Origin of the sequence: Seonamhaeicola aphaedonensis (assembly GCF_003386195.1) — a bacterium.
Lineage (GTDB): Bacteria > Bacteroidota > Bacteroidia > Flavobacteriales > Flavobacteriaceae > Seonamhaeicola > Seonamhaeicola aphaedonensis.
The window spans coordinates 771,659-790,823 of record NZ_QRDX01000001.1; the positions used below are offsets into that span (position 1 = coordinate 771,659).

Genomic DNA, 19,165 nt, shown 5'->3' on the forward strand with positions numbered 1-19,165 from the left:
TTTACAAATATTTAGGCGTTCCATTTTTTAGGGATTAAACACACATATTTCTATTTAAAGCTTAAATTTGCACCCTTGAAGCCGTCATTACAAGAAGCAAAACAACGTGGTAATGTTTTAAATTGCTAGATTGCTTCTCCCGATAGCCATCGGGATTCGCAATGACGTTAATTTTTTTAAAATAGTTATGAAATATAATTTCAACGAGATAGAAGCCAAATGGCAAAAATACTGGGCGGAGAATCAAACGTTTAAAGCTGAGAATAATAGTGAGAAACCTAAGTACTATGTGTTAGATATGTTTCCTTACCCAAGTGGTGCGGGGTTGCATGTAGGCCATCCGCTAGGTTATATTGCTTCAGATATTTATGCACGTTATAAACGTCATAAAGGTTTTAATGTATTGCACCCCCAAGGGTATGATTCTTTCGGTTTGCCTGCAGAACAATATGCTATTCAAACAGGACAGCACCCTGCCATTACAACCGCTGAAAATATAAAAACTTATCGCCGTCAGTTAGATCAAATTGGGTTTTCTTTCGATTGGTCTCGTGAAGTGAGAACCTCAGATCCTAAATATTACAAATGGACCCAATGGATTTTCATTCAATTATTCGAATCGTGGTTTAATTATGATACTAGTAAGGCTGAAGATATTTCAGATTTAATCAAAATATTTGAAGCCGAAGGTAATACCAATGTCAACGCTGCTTGTGACGATGACGTTTCAAATTTTACTGCTCAAGATTGGCAAAACTTCTCTTCTGAAGAAAAACAAAAAATACTACTTCAATATCGTTTAACTTATTTGGCCGAAACTGAAGTAAACTGGTGTCCCGCTTTAGGAACTGTGTTAGCAAATGATGAAATCGTCAATGGTGTTTCAGAGCGTGGCGGCCATCCCGTTATCAGAAAGAAAATGACACAATGGAGTATGCGCATTTCGGCGTATGCTGAACGCTTACTTCAAGGATTAGACACCATTGATTGGACCGATTCATTAAAAGAAAGTCAACGTAATTGGATAGGAAAATCGGTTGGAGCTTCAGTTACTTTTAATATTAATGGACACGACGAAACTATTGAAGTTTTCACCACACGCCCCGACACCATTTTTGGAGTCAGTTTTATGACACTCGCTCCAGAACATGATTTAGTCTCCAAAATCACAACGCCTGAGCAAAAAGCTGAAGTAGAGGCTTATGTTGAGGCCACATCTAAACGCAGTGAACGTGATAGAATGTCAGATGTAAAGACCATTTCTGGTGTGTTTACAGGAGCATATGCAGAACACCCGTTTACAAAAGAACTTATTCCCATCTGGACTGGCGATTACGTGTTAGCAAGTTACGGAACCGGTGCGGTTATGGCGGTGCCTTGTGGTGACCAACGTGATTACGATTTTGCAAAACATTTCGGGATTGACATTCCTAATATTTTTGAGGGCGTTGATATTTCTGAAGAAGCATTCGCCGATAAAGATAAGACGATTATTGCCAATAGTGATTTTATTAACGGCATGAACTATAAACAGGCTACCAAACGTGTTATATACGAATTGGAGCAAATTGGACAAGGCAAAGGAAAGACTAACTACCGCTTGCGTGATGCGGTATTCAGTCGTCAGCGCTATTGGGGAGAACCATTTCCGGTGTATTATGTAAATGGCTTACCGCAAATGATTGCTACAGAACATTTACCCATTGAACTGCCGGAAGTTGAAAAATATTTACCAACCGAAACCGGTGAGCCTCCATTAGGAAATGCCACCGTTTGGGCTTGGGACCGCCTCAAGGCGGAAGTAGTGTCAAATGATGAAATCGATAATGAGAACGTCTTCCCTTTGGAATTAAATACCATGCCAGGTTGGGCTGGAAGTAGCCAGTACTTTAACCGCTATATGGATCCACATAATGAGGAGGCCATCTTTTCAAAAGAAGCCATTAATTATTGGCAACAAGTAGATTTGTACATCGGTGGTTCAGAGCATGCCACGGGACATTTATTATACTCTCGCTTTTGGCAAAAGTTTATGTTCGATAAAGGCTATGTCAACCATGATGAGTATGCTAAAAAACTGATTAACCAAGGGATGATTTTGGGGACTAGTGGTTATATTAACATGGCAATTTGTGCAATAAAGTTTAATACTCCAGCGGGCACTGGTTCAAAAGCAATAACTTACTTTGTACCAATAGATTCAGTTGATGCTAATAATGAACTAAAGGAAGAGTATAAAAAACTTTTACGTGATAAAACCATGCTTGGTTATGAATATCATGATGTAAAAGAAAGTGAAATAATTGAAGAGACATTTTCAGTTCATAAAACTATTGTTCCTGTTAATGCTATTGATAATTCTGATAAATTAATTATTGAGAATTTTTATAAATGGAAATATCCAAATTCAGATAGTAAGAAAGCTAGAATTATTGAATTTATAAGTTTAGGAGAGGGGATTAAAGTTGGTCGTGAAGTCGAAAAAATGTCCAAATCCAAATACAACGTCGTCAACCCAGACAATATTTGTGAGGATTATGGTGCAGATAGTTTACGTTTATATGAAATGTTTTTAGGGCCTTTAGAACAATACAAGCCTTGGAATACTGCTGGTATTACAGGAGTGCACTCTTTCTTAAAAAAGTTATGGAAACTGTATTTTGATGATAACGGACTAAAAGTTACTGATGAAGAACCTTCAAAAGACAGTTTAAAAACACTTCATAAAACCATTAAAAAAGTAGAGGAAGATATTGAGAATTTCTCATTCAATACCTCCGTATCCACCTTTATGATTGCGGTTAATGAATTAACAGCGCAAAAGTGCAACAGCAAAGCTATTTTAGAGCCTTTATTGGTTTTAATATCTCCTTATGCGCCGCATATTGCCGAAGAACTTTGGAGCGCCTTAGGAAATTCAGAGTCCATTTCAATAGCAACTTTTCCAAAATTTGATGAAAGTCATTTGGTAGAGAGCAGCAAAAATTACCCTATATCGTTTAATGGTAAAATGCGTTTCACCATGGAATTACCATTAGATTTGAGTAAAGAGGATATAGAAAAAGCCGTTTTAGATTTTGAGAAAACTAAAGATCAATTACAAGGGCGTACTCCTAAAAAGGTGATTGTAGTACCTGGTAAGATTGTGAATATAGTAGGGTAACAAAAGAACATCATTCTAGAGGAGTCTCTATGATGTGGACACTACGTGGAAATCTGTTAATTGAGATTTCTCACTGCGTTCGAAACAACAGCTATTTGTTACACTGAGCGCAGTTGAAGTGTTATTTCAGGTTTTCATATTTGGATAAGATTCTGAAATGAATTCAGAATGACAACGAAATTTAAGAGGAAATATGGAAGGCTTTAACATAGACTATATTGAAATTATAGGTTTAATAGCAGCTGTATTAACCACGGCGGCCTTTTTGCCCCAAGTATATAAAACCTGGAAAACAAAAGACGTGGAGTCCTTTTCCTTACCCATGTTTCTTATCTTTTTTATTGGGATTTTATTTTGGCTCATCTATGGTATTTTGGTAAAAAGTATAGCCATGATTTTAGCCAATTCCATTACTATCATTTCTTCGTTTTTATTGCTTTACTTCAAAATTAAGTATAGCAAACCTTAATTCATCATTTTTAATGTATCTGCTAGATAGCAGTAGAGTCGTTTTTCTTATTAAGAAAGTGTAGGATTCATCTTTGAAGTTGTCCGTTTATTCATATTCATAATGAAACGTTAAATTTGATATTGAATAGTCAAATATCAAATTTTTATTAAATAGAATACAAAACTTTTATTATAAATTTGTAACCGTTTTTAAAAAATGACTTTAAAATTATAACAATATGAAAATTGGTGTTCCTATTGAAATAAAAAACCACGAGAATCGTGTTGGTATGACACCTTCGGGCGTGTTTGAATTAACGAAAAGAAATCATACTGTTTTTGTCCAGAAAAATGCAGGTTTTGGTAGTGGATTTTTTGATAGCGACTATGTAAAAGCAGGAGCCACTATTCTTGACACCATTGAGGAAGTGTATGATGCAGCCGAAATGATTGTTAAGGTTAAGGAACCCATTGAAAAGGAATACACTTTAATAAAATCACATCATACGGTATTTACCTATTTTCATTTTGCATCTAGTGAAGCCTTAACAAAGGCAATGATTAAAAGTAAATCGGTTTGTATTGCTTCCGAAACAGTTGAAAACGCTGATGGGTCGTTACCTCTTTTAATTCCTATGTCTGAAGTAGCTGGGAGAATGTCGATTCAGCAAGGCGCTAAATATCTAGAAAAACCTATCAAAGGTCGTGGTATTCTTTTGGGTGGTGTACCAGGAGTTCCACCAGCAAAAGTGTTGGTATTGGGAGCTGGAATAGTTGGTTATCAGGCAGCAAAAATGGCAGCTGGTCTAGGAGCACTTGTAATTATCATGGATATTAATATGAAAGCACTTAGGTATGTAAGTGACTCAATGCCTAATAATGTTATTAGTGAATTTTCCAGTGAATATAACATAAGGAAACATATAAAGGATGCTGATTTAATTATTGGAGGCGTGTTAATTAAGGGTGCTAAAGCTCCTAAATTAATTACAAGAGATATGTTAAAAGAGATGCGTCCTGGTACGGTGATTGTTGATGTAGCAGTAGATCAAGGTGGCTGTTTTGAAACGACAAGACCAACAACGCATGAGGAACCAACCTACATCATTGATGATGTGGTACATTACTCTGTTGCCAATATGCCAGGAGCTGTTCCTTACACCTCAACAATGGCTTTAACAAATGTAACCTTACCTTATGTTATAAAGTTGGCAAACGAAGGATGGGAAAAAGCTTGCGAACATAGTGCGCCTTTGGCAAAAGGATTAAATGTTGTAAAAGGAAAAATTGTCTATAAAGAAATTGCTGATGCCTTCGATTTACAATTTGAAATGGCTTAATTAGTAGTTGAATTGATTAATAGCGAAAAGACTCTGGTAAATAATTTATCAGAGTCTTTTTTAATGAGAGCCTAAGTTAAAATTTGTTAAATAATTTATTTTTTTAATCTGACAAAGTTTCAGAAGCTAGAACATGGTTCAATTATTGCTATCTTTACCTTGTAATGAAAAATTGAAAATATGATTGGATATTATATATTAATTGGAGGTATAGCCCTAGTAAGTTGGGCGGTAAGTAATACCCTAAAACGAAAGTTTGATAAGTATTCTAAAACACCTTTACGAAATAGTATGAGTGGTGCAGAAATAGCCCAAAAGATGCTATCAGACCATGGGATTTATGATGTGGAGGTTATTTCAACACCTGGAAGATTAACAGATCACTATAATCCAAAAAATAAAACAGTAAACTTAAGTGAATCTGTGTATCATCAGCGTAATGCTGCAGCGGCAGCAGTAGCAGCACATGAATGTGGTCATGCGGTTCAGCACGCTCAGGCTTATAGCTGGTTGCAAATGCGTTCTACTTTAGTGCCTGTAGTGAGTGTAAGTTCCGGCATGTCTCAGTGGTTAATTATTGGCGGTCTCGTTTTGGGTGGAGCTGCCGGATTAGGCCTAGGATGGTGGGTTGCTGTAGCTGGATTAGTCATGATGGGCTTCGCTACACTATTTAGTTTTATAACACTTCCTGTAGAATACGATGCGAGTAACAGAGCATTGGCATGGTTAAAGAATAAGAATGTTGTAACTCCAGATGAATATAAGGGTTCTGAGGATGCCTTAAAATGGGCCGCTAGAACCTATTTAGTAGCAGCCATTGGCGCTCTAGCGAATTTATTATATTGGGCGTTACAAGTTTTTGGTAGAGATTAATTTAAAAACTATAACACTATAAAAGCTCTGAAATATCAGAGCTTTTTTGTTTCTTTAAGACACATTCATTTAAGTGAAAAATCCTTTAGAATATTACAAAGAACACTCAGAAATCTATCGATTAAAGGCTAGGTCCTGTAATAAACGAATGACTTCTTTAAGTTTATTACGACTACTAGTTTTTGTTTTAACAGGTTTAGGTATATATATCGCTTTCAATATTTGGCAATTAACTGTAGCGATAACCATTATCGGCATTATCATATTTTTAAAATTACTTTCAAGATATACTGATGTAAAGTATAAAAAAGCCTTTAACGAAGCTTTGGTTAAAATTAATGAAGATGAAATAAAAATAGCATCGGGTGATTTTCATGACAGAGACAAAGGAGAACCATTTCAAGAACCCAATCACTTTTATAGTTTGGATATTGATTTGTTCGGTCGGGGCTCGTTTTTCCAGTTCATTAATAGAACAACTATTAAGGAAGGAACAGAAACACTTGCCTTCTTATTGAAGGAAAATAATATTAAAGAGATTCCCATTAGGCAAAAAGCTATTGAAGAACTTTCAAAAAAAGTGGAATGGCGTCAACATTATGCTGCTACATCTAGTTTGGTTAAAGTAGAAACACCTGCCATAGACATTGTTTATTGGTTAAAAAATTACCACACATTTTTACCAAATTTCGCAAAGTGGCTACCACCAGTTTTTACAGCCTTTACCTTAGTTTTATTGGGACTAACATTAACAAATCTCCTTGAGATCTCTTTTATTGGGTATTGGTTATTAGTAGGTCTAGCTTTTACAGGACGTTATATAAAAAAGATAAATGCTTTATCGCTACATACAGATAAAGTGAAAGATACGTTTAGGCAATATGCACAATTGTTACAGTTGATCGAATCAGAAACTTTTTCTTCAGAACTTCTTATTAAAAAACAAAAACAAATTAAATCTGAAACTAAAGAAGCTTCTATCATTTTTAAGGAACTCTCTAGAGCATTAGATGCTTTAGATAATAGAAATAATATCATTGGAGCCATTTTTGGCAATGGTTATTTTTTAACCGATATAAAAAACAGTTATCGCATTGAAAAGTGGATTAAAAAATATGCCAACAAGGTTGAAGATTGGTTTGAAGTAGTCTCGTTTTTTGATGCTTATAACTCATTAGGAAATTATGCTTTTAATCACCCAGAACATATGTATCCTGAAATTTTAGAGAATAATATAGTCATTAAAGCCACAGGATTAGGGCATCCACTTTTAGATAAATCAAAACGTATCGATAGTGATTTAATTATTGAAAGCGAACAATTTTTTATTGTTACAGGAGCGAATATGGCCGGAAAGAGTACGTTTTTAAGAACCGTATCATTGCATATTGTTATGGCAAATGTTGGATTACCTATTTGTGCTAAAACCAGTCAGTATACACCAGTAAAACTTATTACCAGTATGCGAACCACAGACTCATTAACCGATGATAGTTCATATTTCTTTTCAGAGTTAACGAGGCTTAAATTTATTGTCGATACTATTAATAGAGAGCCTTATTTTATAGTTTTAGATGAAATATTGAAAGGAACCAATAGCACTGATAAAGCTATTGGCTCTAAAAAGTTTGTTGAAAAATTAGTAACATCGAAGGCAACAGGAATCATTGCTACTCATGACTTAAATTTATGCGAGATAGAGAAGCAATTAGATGACGTGAAGAATTATTATTTTGATGCTGAAATTATTAATGATGAGCTTCATTTTGATTATAAATTAAAGAAAGGGATTTGCCAAAACATGAATGCTTCATTTCTACTTAAAAAAATGGATATTGTTTAAAATAAATCAACTTTGAGCACTCAAAAAACCTATGATATTACCATAGTTGGAGGCGGCATAGTTGGTACAGCCTCTGCATATAAACTGCAGTTAAAGTATCCATCCTTAAAAATTTTACTTATTGAAAAGGAGGAGAAATTGGCAGCACACCAAACGGGTAACAACTCGGGGGTTATTCATTCTGGGTTATATTACAAACCAGGTTCCTTAAAAGCAAAAAATTGTGTTGATGGTAGACACCAATTAGTGGCTTTTGCAAAAAAGTACAAAGTAAAACATGAGGTGTGTGGAAAGGTTGTAGCTGCCGTAGATGAAAACGAATTACCTTTTCTAAATAAAATCTTCAACAATGGGCTTGCTAATAATACCGAAAGCATTGAAAAAATTAATACCAATCAGTTAAAAGATATTGAGCCACATGTGAAAAGCATTGGTGGTATTTGGGTGCCTTGTACTGGAATCATCGATTTTAAAGGCACCACAGAAACCCTAGCAGAATTGGTAATTGCTCATCAACCAAAAAGCAAAATAGTTTTAGGAGAGGAAGTGTTAAATTATGTGCATGGAAGCGAAACCTCTCAAGTAATTACGGCTAAAAACAGGTACACCACTAAGCACATGATTTTTTGTGGTGGTTTACAGGCAGACCGACTGGCCAAAAAGGATAATGTAACCTTAAATGAACGCGTTGTGGGCTTTAGAGGTGACTATTATAACCTTACTGAAAAAGCGAAAACTAAAGTTAGAAATTTAATTTATCCAGTACCCAATCCTGCTTTTCCTTTTTTGGGAGTTCATTTTACCAGAATGGTAAATGGCGATGTAGAGTGCGGGCCAAATGCGGTATTAACTTTCAAGAGAGAAGGTTATGGCAAAACTGATTTCGATTTAAGAGATACCATGAATGCCTTGTCTTATTCAGGAACTTGGAACCTACTTAAAAACCACACAGGTTTTGCTCTCAACGAATACAGAAGAGCATTTTCTAAGAGAAGGTTTTTAAAGACTTTACAAAGACTTATTCCAACTTTAACTATGAGTGATATAGAGCCTGGAAGAGCAGGTGTAAGAGCTATGCTGTTAAAAGAAGATGGTACTATGCAAGATGACTTTAGGATTGAATACAATGATAAAAGTATTCATGTGCTTAATGCCCCCTCCCCTGCGGCCACCGCCTGTTTAGCTATTGGAGATAAAATTTGTGAAATGGCTACCAAACATTTTAGTTTAAAATAAGGATTAGCTAGGCTATATAGTAATGTAAAAATCTATACCTTTTTAATCACATTGGTAACAATACCCCAAATAACAAAACTATTTTCTGGTGTTACTTTAATGATAGGGTAATCAGGGTTTTCTGGTTGTAACCAAATCTCACCATTTTGAACTTTTAATCGTTTTACAGTAAACTCGCCATCTAAAAAGCATACAGCAATTTTATTATTTTCAGGCTCAAGACTTCGATCAATCACTAATAAATCATTATCTTCTAATCCAGCACCTATCATTGATTGACCACTTACCCGCGCAAAAAAGGTAGCTTCTTTATTTTTAACAAGTTCCCTATCTAAAGACAACCGTTGTTCTTTAAAATCCTCGGCAGGAGATGGAAACCCAGCTGAAATTCCTGCATCGAAGAATAAAGCTCCTAGTGAATCGTTTACATCTTCGGGTGTGAAGAATGTTAAGTTTGTAGATTTATGTAATATCATTTTACTTTAATAATGTCGTTAATATTAGTAGTATATCTTGGTGATAAGCGTTCTTGTCGCATTTTCCATGTCCGTTCTAGGTCTTGATTTGCAATTTTTATTTTATAGTCACCGTATTTAGTGTTCAGTTTATCAATTGACTTCATTAAGGGTTGATGCTTAGGGTCTTCTTTTTCAAACATATTAAGTTGAAAATTATCTGTTGGAACTAATCCTGATACTACAACACCAGCTCTTTTGTACTTAATACCCTTTTTAAATATAGAAGTGACAGCTTTTACGGCTTCTCTACTAATCACCAGCGATGAATTGGTTGGATATGCTAAGTTTACTACCATACTACCACGGTGTTGTTCCATATCTTTTTTGTGTCTATCACTACTCAACATTACATAAATAATATAACAACTAGAATCTTGTTTGCGTAATTTTTCAGCGCAATTTGAAGCAAAAGTTGAAATGCGTTCTTTTATATAGTCTAAATCATCATAGGTATAATCAAAACTACGGGTAGTGGCAATAGCTCTTTTGGTTTTTATTTCGTCTAACTTTAATATTGGAATACCCTCCAGTTCCTTTTTTAGTTTAAATCCTGTTGATCCAAAGTTTTTTCGGACCCAACTATCGGAAAGGTTTGTAAAATCTATTGCCTTTGTGCAACCTTTGGCTTTTAATTGTTTTTGTAGCCCCCTGCCTATCCCCCACACAGATTCTAATTGAATCCACTGTAGTGCTTTTAGGCGCTTTTCTTCAGAATCAATGACATAAACCCCTTTTGTTTTATCTGGAAATTTACGTGCTATTTTATTAGCTACTTTACTAAGCGCTTTAGTAGGAGCAATTCCAACGCAAGTAGGTATTCCAGTCCATTTTAAAATACGTTGTCGCATTTGGAAACCGTATTCCTCAAAATCGACATACTTAAAGCCTTTAAATGCAACAAAAGCTTCATCAATACTATAAACTTCAATATCTGGAGTAAATTGTTCCAGTATTTTCATAACCCGATTACTCATGTCGCCATATAGTGGATAGTTTGAAGAAAGCACAGTAATATTATGAGCCTTACAAAAGCTTTCCCATTTAAAAATAGGCGCTCCCATAGGCAAACTTAACGCCTTAGCTTCGTCACTTCGTGCGATAACGCACCCATCGTTATTTGATAGAATAGCAATGGGCTTTCCTTGTAAGTTAGGGTTAAAAACGCGTTCGCAAGAAGCATAGAAATTGTTACAATCTATTAACGCAAACATACTTTGTAAAGATACAAGAAAATGATATGAAAGCGAATAGATTTTCTATTTCACAGTATAAAATAATTATGAAAGAGAGGCAGACTAAATTAAATACTTAGCCTACACTAACACAAAAACTTCTTAAATGTCTTAAAAAGAAGATTGTTGGAAATTATCTGTAGAAGAAGAGATATTAGTCATATCAGAAACCACTAATGTACATGCGTAAGCAAGAAAAATAATAACTAAAATACCTAATATTTTTTTCATGGTAGAATTATTTTGAGACTGCTAACTTAGGAAAAACATCGTTTAAATGAAATATTTTTACGATTAAATGAATTTTCAACACTAAATTAAAAAGTAACGCCTTCAATAGTTTTAAAATTCAAAATAGCTTTACTATCTGAAAGTAATGACACATAATGACAAACCGCCAATAATCGTTCGTATAAATTTTCGCTTTTAAAATCAATGGTTTTTGGTAATCGTTCTAAAACCAGTTTATCATAATTAGAGGCTTTTCCATCAAAATTATGGTTTACAGCATTGGTGTAAACCCCTAGAAGTTTATTAATAATTTGATAACCAGCAATTTCTTTATCAATCACTTCTTCAGATTGATAAATATTGTCAATACTAATTTTTATAATGTCCTTTATTTGAGCTTCGTACTTACTCTTGTCTAGAAGCGCACAATCAAAAGTTCCATTTAAAATGGCATCTTCATTTGTCATAAAAATATCAACAGCCTCATCAATTAGAGTCCCGATAGCTAGCGCTCTCAAATAACCAATGCGTTCTTGCTTGCTAGATAAATTATAATAATTTTCAGGTATGATAGTATTCCTAATAATTTTAGACAAATACTCTAGGGCAAACTCTTCATCTATAAGCCCTAGGTTAATTCCGTCTTCAAAATCTATGATGGTATAACAGATATCATCAGCGGCCTCAACCAAAAAGGTTAACGGGTGTCGTGTATAGCTAATATCTGATTTATTTCGCTTTAAAAGACCTAAATCTTTGGCTACATTGTCAAACAATTTCTTTTCCGATTGAAAAAAACCATACTTCTTGTCGGCAATATGAGACGTTGGTTTTTTTGGTAAGGACTCTTTAGGATACTTCATAAAAGCTCCTAAAGTAGCGTAACTCAATCTCAGATTTTTTTGGGTTATAATTTTAAATCCGTTAGCATTACCCTCAAAATCACATAAATCTTGATACTCCTTGTCGGTTAATTGGCCCTTATATTTAAGACCTGCTCCTGTTTTAAAGAATTCTCCAATAGCTTTTTCCCCCGAATGCCCAAACGGCGGATTACCTATATCATGCGCTAAAGCTGCTGCGGCAACAATGGCACCAAAATCGTTTACTTGATAGCCAAAAACTTCTTTTAAATGTGGATATTTTTCAAGTAACTTCTTCCCTACTTTGCGCCCTAAAGAGCGCCCTACAACACTCACCTCTAAACTATGGGTTAAACGTGTATGCACAAAATCTGTTTGAGATAGTGGAATAACTTGGGTTTTATCCTGTAGGCTTCTAAACTCTGAGGAGAAAATAATTCTATCATAATCAACTTCAAAACCTACTCGAGTTTCATCTTGTTCTTTTCGTAACCGTTTATTGGTGTCACCAAAGCGTTTTAAGGAGAGTAATTGTTCCCAATTCATAGTTGTAATTTAAAGCCTTGGCAAGATAAATAAATTCAATAAAAAGAAAACCAAAATTCTCTTAACATTAAAGTAACCTAAAAATGAAATAGCATTAACAATTTAGTAACATTAAAAACTGGATTATATCGGTTATTTGCAGAAATAATTATCCGTTTTAAAATGAAACAATTAGTAGTATTATTTTTCATCCTTTTTTCAGTAAGCTTGTTTGCCCAAAACACAGGTTTAGTTGTTGGAAAGATTTTGGATAAAGAAATGGATAATACACCTTTAGCATTTGCGAATGTTTATGTTAAGGGAAGCTCATCAAAAGCTACTTCTGATTTCTCAGGCATGTTTCTTTTAGAAAACCTACAAGATGGAGAATATACTTTGGTTTGTAATTTTCCTGGGTATGAAAGTAAGGAGATTAATATTACAGTTGATTCTGCTGAACCCACAGAAATCAAGTTAGCTTTAGGCGCTTTTACCTTACCATCTCAAATGGAAACGGCATTAGTTGAGAGCCCTTTAGAAAAGAAAACACTTAAGCAGACAGCTACTTCACTAAATTAACTTTTAGTTTTTTACCTAAATCACACTTTATTTAATTTTTAGGCATTAACTTATCAGAAGGTTTTTACTCTCTGAATGAGCATTGAAAATTATTCATTTAAAGAATATTTTCAATGTTAAGAAATTGTTTAGAATAGATTTCGCATACTTCCATTTCGTAACATTATCATAACTCTTTTATTACTGTACTTTAATCTGTAGATAACACGGTATTTACATAATGTGCATTTCTTTGCAGCGAGAAATTAAAATGAAATAATGAAACAATTTATACTATTATTATTACTCTTTACAACGGTATTTGGTTATGCGCAAAATACGGGTTCGGTAAAAGGAAAACTTACCGATAAGGAATATAATAATGAACCATTAGCCTTTGCAAACGTATTGGTAAAAGGAACTACTAAAGGAACCACTTCAGATTTTGATGGATTATATCAGTTATTAGATTTAGAAATAGGTGAGTATACCTTAGTATTTAGTTTTGTAGGTTACGAAACACAAGAAATTAAAGTTACTATTAGTGCTGGTAAAACAGTTGAACTTAATGTTGAAATGGGAGCTAGTGCTGCAGCTCTAGACGCTGTTATACTTGCGCCTGTAACTACAAAACGTGAAAGTGAGACAGCTTTATTGTTGGAACAAAAAAAGGCTGTAGAAATAAAGCAAAGTATTGGAGCTCAAGAATTATCTAGAAAAGGGGTTAGTGATGCTGCTGGTGCAGTTGCTAAGATTTCTGGTGTGTCAAAACAAGAAGGGTCAAGTAATGTTTATGTACGTGGACTTGGGGACAGATACTTAAATACCTCCATGAATGGTTTATCCTTACCATCTAATGATGTAAATAAAAAGAATATAGATTTAAACTTATTTTCATCAGATGTTATTCAAAATGTATCTATTAGTAAAGCTTACAGTGCCAAATTTTATGGAGATTTTGCTGCTGGAAATGTAGATATTACTTCAAAAGAGCACAAAGGAAGTTTTTTTGTAGATGTCGTATCGGGTACAGGTTTCAATACCAATGCTATAGGTGAAAATTTTGTACGTAGCGAAGGCACTGGTTACTTTGGGTATTACGGAAGGTATGCTCATAACCCATTTGCTGTTGTCTTGTCTCATGGTGTAGATCCAGAAGCTGCAAGTACGCCAATTAATGTTTCCTATGGAGGGTCTTTAGGACACTCATTTAAATTTGAAAATGGCTCTAAATTAAGCCTGTTCTTAACTGGTAGTTTTGAAAATGGTTACGAATATAGAAATGGTAAAAACGTAGACTTCACTACTGTAGAAAAGAAGGCTTTTGAAGTCTCTGAAGAATACGAGTATAGCACCACTACAACAGCTATGGCTAATGTAAACTACAGAATAGATAGTGACAATAGTTTAATCTTTAATTCTGTATTCATTAATAGTTCTTCTGATGAAGTTGGTTACTACGGGATAGATGGTAAAGGTAGAAACAGAGATGCTATTTTAGATACAGACCAGGGTTTTTACCAACAGAACATTCAGTTTGACCAAACAAGAATGTTCGTAAATCAGTTGTTAGGTAAACACAAATCTGGGAAACTAGAATTAGATTGGGGATTTGGTTATAATAAGGTGTTCTCTGATCAACCAGATAGAAAACGTTTTAGTGTTGAAAACTATCAATTTGCTTTAGATAATGACGAGACAACTTTCCCTACCTTCTATAGCAATGTGGTATTTGATAATCAACGTTATTTTCAAAATATTGAAGATGATGAGTATAACGGGCGTTTAAACTTAGCTTACGAAGTAAAAGAAAACCTAAAATTCAACATTGGATATAACGGACGTCACAAAACAAGACAGTTTAATAATATAAGATACGGTTATGATATTGTTGATGGTGATTACCAAATTACAGATATTAATAATCTTAATGCGGTTTTCAATCTTGAAAATCTTAATATCAATGATGATTCTAACGGTATTTACGAGTTAAAAGTTATTAATCCCTACCCAACATTATCAAACACGAACAGACCCGGCTTATTCGAAAATACTTACAGTGGAGAATTAGACGTTCATGCCGGTTATGTTGATGCTGAAATTAAGGCAGGTGAAAAATGGTTGTTTGTTCCTGGAGTGAGACTAGAGAGATTCGAGCAAAAGATAGATTACGATGTAATCAACCTAGGAAATAATGGCGTAGATTCTAAATCATCTGAAGAGACATTTGTCCTACCAAGTTTAAACATTAAATATACTTTAAACGAAGATCAAAACTTACGTTTTTCTGCAAGTAAAACAGTATCTACTCCAGAGTTTAAGGAAATTGCACCTTTCGTTTACGAAGACGTATCTACAAGAATTGGAGGTAACCCAGATGTGCTTGGATATTCAGATATATTGAATATTGATTTTAAATACGAATGGTTCTTTGGTAAAAGTGAAATCTTTTCAGCAGGTGTTTTTACTAAACAGATTGATAACCCAATTAACTTGGTTGTTGTTGGTGATGCTACTGGAACACAACGTTATGTAAGAACTGGTAATCAAGCAACTATATATGGCTTTGAGGTAGAGTTAAGAAAAAATCTTTTAGTAGATGAAGATGAAAATGCCAATTTATCTTTTGGAATTAATGCGACCTATATGAAAACCGAACAAGATTTATATGAAACTATAGATGGTACCTTCGATTTAGCTTTCAATAGAACTGAAGATGAATTACAAGGTGCTTCTCCATTCTTATTAAATGCAGACGTTAGTTATTCTCCAACATCGTTCGAAAATTACAAACCCGTAGCCAACTTAGTGTTCTCTTATTTTTCAGATCGTATTGATGCTCTAGGGTCTGGTGATTTAGGGAATATTATAGAAAAAAGTGTTCCAACTTTAGACTTTATCTGGAAAAATACGATTAAAGAAAATTTCGAAATCAATTTTAGTGCTAAAAACCTACTTAACCCAACGATTCAGTACGTAAGAGAAGATCAAAACTTAGGCGATGTTCTTGTTGTATCTGCAAATGGAAAAGGTGTTACAGATTACAAAAGAGGTATGAATATAGGACTTCAACTTAAATATAAATTTTAAAAATAAATCTAATCAAAAAATCAAATAAAAAATTAATAACAATGAAAAAACAATTAATCTTAGCCTTAGCATTAGTTTCAATGGTATTCTCTTGTACCACAGACGATACTGCAGATATTATAATTAATGACAACAGCATAACTAACAACGGTGGTGGTTCAACAGATCCTAGAACTATTTTCTTGTCAGGTACTTATACTGAAGATTTAACTTTAGATGCCAATAACACCTATAAATTAAATGGGTCATTAATTATGACCGATGGGACTACATTAACAATTCCTGCAGGTATGACCATTGAGGCTTTAGCTTCTGGAGCCGATGTTTATATCGCTATTTCACAAGGTGCTAAAATCGTTGCTAATGGTACTGCCGATAATCCAATAGTATTAACTTCTGATGCTTCTAGTCCTGCGGCTGGAGATTGGGGCGGTTTAATCATTTTAGGTAAGGCACCTATTAACTCTGTTACTGGAACTGCAACTGCAACATCAGAAATTGCAAGTTTACCTTATGGAGGTCAAACAACAGATGATAACTCTGGATCGTTAAACTACGTAAGAGTTGAATACTCTGGTGGTGCAGCAGATGGTCAATCTGAAAACAACGGATTTTCTTTTTACGGTGTAGGTAGCGGCACAGTTGTTAACTACATTCAAGCTTATGCTGGTAAAGATGATGGTATTGAGTTTTTTGGAGGAACAGTAAACGCAAGCTATGTTTCTGTTATCAATGCCGAAGATGATTCTGTAGATTGGACCGAAGGTTATGCAGGTACATTAACTAACGTTTATATTTCTAATAGAACTACAGATGATAAGGCTATTGAGGCAGATGGTTATAATACAGATTTCAGTAACGCTACTGGTGTATTCTCTAAACCAACTGTAACTAATTTAACCATTGTAGGTGAAGGAACTGCTGCTGGTCATTCTGAAGCTGTTAGGTTAAGAGCAGGTACTCAAGGCATCTTTACTAATGTACACATTACAGGTTACATTGAAGGATTTGACCTTGATGATACTGATACTGGAAATGGAGTAGTAAGTGATGATTTACAAGTAACAGGCGTTACTTTCGTGGATGTTACTACTAAAATGAAAAATGATACATCAGTATCTTTTACAGATTCAGATTTTTACACTGGAGAAGGTTCGGGTACAGCAACGGATTATGCTACTTGGGGAGCTGGGTGGACAAAACAATAAACTCTTTCTTTCAAAACAAAAAAGCATTCTCATGTAGAGAATGCTTTTTTGTTTATTTTAAGACTATTAATTACAAGGCACCATCATTATTTACCTTAGCAACTTTGGTGATTTTAGAATCTTCATAATTTACTTCATTTGCTTCACCATTTACCCAAAATGTCCACTTTCCTTGCTTTTTACCATTCTTATAATTTCCAATAGCCACTTTGTTTCCTTGGGCATCAAAACTAGTCCAAGTACCATGTAATTGCCCTTCTTTATTGAAAGTTCCTTTTTGTTGTATGCTTCCATCAGCATAAAAGTAGGTCGTCTCAATTAAATCACCTTTTTGCTCATGTTTTACTTTATTTGTGTCTTGAGCAAAGGCTGATATTCCTATAAATAAAACTGCTAGTATAAAAATATATTTTTTCATTTTGTATGGCTTTTAACTAATTATTAATCGAATTTACAAATTACTTAACTTTTAAACAACACTGACTTAACGTTATCTTAACATTAAAATTTTAAATAACTAATAATCTGTGTATTATGTATTCAAAAAAAATTAAAACTTAACATTAGAATATTAATGAAAACTTAATATTGAGGTCATATTAAGATTAACTTGAACCTTGATATTTGCATTTGTCTTAGGACATTTAATTAGTATTTCATATAATTTATTAGTTTTTGTCGACTACATTATTATGATTTCTAATGAGACTGCCTCGAACAAGGCAGTCTTTTTTTGTTCTTAAATTAATCATTTAGAAACATTAAGTTAACATTGATTTTAGTTCTTTACAGCGACAAAAATTAATAAATTTCTAATGAAACTTAGACTTACCCTTGTGCTTTTAGTAAGCACTTTTATTTCTATTTCTGCTCAAGAAATAAGCGACACCTCTTTTGGAAAAGGTCTTATAAATTTCACTGCTAAAGACAGTTCGTTTAGCATAAAATTTGCACCTCGTTTTCAAATGCGATACATTTCATCATGGGATCATAACGGTGACCAATATGGTTCGCCCGAACATAATTTTATCATAAGACGAGCCCGATTAAAATTTGATGGTTTTGCTTACAGTCCGAAATTAAGGTATAAGATTGAGTTAGGGCTATCTAACCGTGACTTGTCTGGTGGAAACCAATTTAACCGAAACACCCCACGTTATATACTTGATGCCGTATTGATGTGGCACTTTGCAAAAAACTGGGAACTTTGGGCTGGCCAGACTAAATTACCTGGAAATGTAGAGCGCGTAATATCTTCAGGAGACCTGCAACTTGTAGACCGTTCATTACTCAATAGCAGATTCACTTTAGACCGTGATATAGGGCTTCAATTACGTCATAAATTTTATTTGGGCAATGATTTTTTAGTTCGTGAAAAATTGGCTCTTTCCCAAGGTGAAGGTAGAAACGTAACCGAAGGTAATGAAGGAGGATTACAATATACAGCACGATTAGAATTGTTACCTTTTGGAGCTTTTAAGTCTAAGGGTGATTATAAGGGGTCTGATTTAAAAAGAGAAGAAAAACCAAAGCTATCTTTAACATTTACGTATAACTTTAACGAAAATGCTGTTAGAGAAAGAGGTTTTGCCGGTGATTATATGATTAGAACCGATGGTTCCATTTACGAAACAGATCAAACAACCATATTTATTGATGCCATGTATAAACATAACGGTTTTTCATTTATGGGAGAATACGCAAAACGTACTGCCGATGATGAAATTGCTACTGAATTAGATGGCATTACACCTACCGGAGATGTAGTTTTAACCGGTAATGCCTTAAACTTACAAGCTGGATATTTATTTGAAAGTAACTTTGAAATTGCTGGCAGATACACAACTTTAGACTATGAAGCCATTACAAATGCACTTCCTGTAAAACAATATACTTTAGGTTTAAATAAGTTTATACACGGACACAAGCTAAAAGTGCAAAGTGATATCAGTTACACATCTTTAGATGGAAACGACGATAATATTAGGTTTAGATTAGGGTTTGATTTCCATTTCTAAAAAATAACGATAACATA

At 34.1% G+C, this 19,165-nt stretch carries 14 protein-coding genes; 10 read left to right on the top strand and 4 right to left on the bottom strand.

Translation table 11 applies throughout. The features are described 5' to 3' along the window. Positions 1–187: 187 nt before the first annotated feature. The 6 genes from DFQ02_RS03405 to lhgO all read left to right on the top strand — a co-directional run bounded on the left by DFQ02_RS03405 (position 188) and on the right by lhgO (position 8,905). Positions 188–3,163, top strand: coding sequence for a leucine--tRNA ligase (locus DFQ02_RS03405; RefSeq protein ID WP_116039564.1), 2,976 nt, complete (start codon positions 188–190; stop codon positions 3,161–3,163). Positions 3,164–3,356: 193 nt separating this feature from the next. Continuing rightward, complete coding sequence (locus DFQ02_RS03410; protein WP_116039565.1) at positions 3,357–3,632, top strand: SemiSWEET transporter; 276 nt, start codon at positions 3,357–3,359, stop codon at positions 3,630–3,632. 220 nt (positions 3,633–3,852) lie between these two features. After that, entirely contained in the window at positions 3,853–4,953 is a 1,101-nt protein-coding gene (ald, locus tag DFQ02_RS03415; RefSeq protein ID WP_116039566.1) for an alanine dehydrogenase, read from the top strand. Positions 4,954–5,133: 180 nt separating this feature from the next. Further along, positions 5,134–5,826 carry a zinc metallopeptidase gene (locus DFQ02_RS03420; protein WP_116039567.1) on the top strand — a complete coding sequence of 231 codons (693 nt, stop codon included), beginning with the start codon at positions 5,134–5,136 and terminating at the stop codon, positions 5,824–5,826. A gap of 73 nt (positions 5,827–5,899) precedes the next feature. Further along, on the top strand, positions 5,900–7,669 hold the full coding sequence (locus DFQ02_RS03425) for a MutS-related protein (protein ID WP_181896339.1): 1,770 nt from the start codon (positions 5,900–5,902) through the stop codon (positions 7,667–7,669). Positions 7,670–7,681: 12 nt separating this feature from the next. Continuing rightward, positions 7,682–8,905: an L-2-hydroxyglutarate oxidase gene (gene lhgO, locus DFQ02_RS03430; protein ID WP_116039568.1), complete on the top strand. Its 1,224-nt coding sequence runs from the start codon at positions 7,682–7,684 to the stop codon at positions 8,903–8,905. A gap of 32 nt (positions 8,906–8,937) precedes the next feature. On the opposite strand, the gene DFQ02_RS03435 is transcribed toward lhgO, so the two are convergent. The 3 genes from DFQ02_RS03435 to dgt form a co-directional block, all read right to left on the bottom strand. Further along, the gene (locus DFQ02_RS03435; protein ID WP_116039569.1) at positions 8,938–9,381 is read right to left on the bottom strand and encodes a LexA family protein; all 444 of its coding nucleotides are present in this window, start codon (positions 9,379–9,381) and stop codon (positions 8,938–8,940) included. Further along, positions 9,378–10,634, bottom strand: coding sequence for a Y-family DNA polymerase (locus DFQ02_RS03440; RefSeq protein ID WP_116039570.1), 1,257 nt, complete (start codon positions 10,632–10,634; stop codon positions 9,378–9,380). The genes DFQ02_RS03435 and DFQ02_RS03440 overlap by 4 nt, the downstream gene beginning before the upstream one ends. Before the next feature lie 338 nt (positions 10,635–10,972). Next, positions 10,973–12,295 (bottom strand): dGTP triphosphohydrolase, encoded by a 1,323-nt coding sequence (dgt, locus tag DFQ02_RS03445; RefSeq protein WP_116039571.1) that lies wholly within the window; start codon positions 12,293–12,295, stop codon positions 10,973–10,975. A gap of 162 nt (positions 12,296–12,457) precedes the next feature. On the opposite strand from dgt, the gene DFQ02_RS03450 reads away from it, so the two are divergent. From DFQ02_RS03450 to DFQ02_RS03460, 3 genes are all read left to right on the top strand, one after another. Beyond that, the gene (locus DFQ02_RS03450; RefSeq protein ID WP_116039572.1) at positions 12,458–12,853 is read left to right on the top strand and encodes a carboxypeptidase-like regulatory domain-containing protein; all 396 of its coding nucleotides are present in this window, start codon (positions 12,458–12,460) and stop codon (positions 12,851–12,853) included. A 258-nt stretch (positions 12,854–13,111) separates the two neighbouring features. Then, entirely contained in the window at positions 13,112–15,922 is a 2,811-nt protein-coding gene (locus DFQ02_RS03455) for a TonB-dependent receptor (protein ID WP_116039573.1), read from the top strand. Positions 15,923–15,963: 41 nt separating this feature from the next. Then, positions 15,964–17,130 (top strand): multidrug transporter, encoded by a 1,167-nt coding sequence (locus DFQ02_RS03460; RefSeq protein ID WP_116039574.1) that lies wholly within the window; start codon positions 15,964–15,966, stop codon positions 17,128–17,130. A 70-nt stretch (positions 17,131–17,200) separates the two neighbouring features. Here the strand turns inward: DFQ02_RS03460 and DFQ02_RS03465 are convergent, their stop codons facing one another. Beyond that, positions 17,201–17,548 (bottom strand): toxin-antitoxin system YwqK family antitoxin, encoded by a 348-nt coding sequence (locus DFQ02_RS03465; RefSeq protein WP_116039575.1) that lies wholly within the window; start codon positions 17,546–17,548, stop codon positions 17,201–17,203. Between the two features lie 397 nt (positions 17,549–17,945). Between DFQ02_RS03465 and DFQ02_RS03470 the strand changes: the two genes are divergently transcribed. Then, positions 17,946–19,148, top strand: coding sequence for a porin (locus tag DFQ02_RS03470; RefSeq protein ID WP_116039576.1), 1,203 nt, complete (start codon positions 17,946–17,948; stop codon positions 19,146–19,148). Positions 19,149–19,165: the final 17 nt, after the last annotated feature.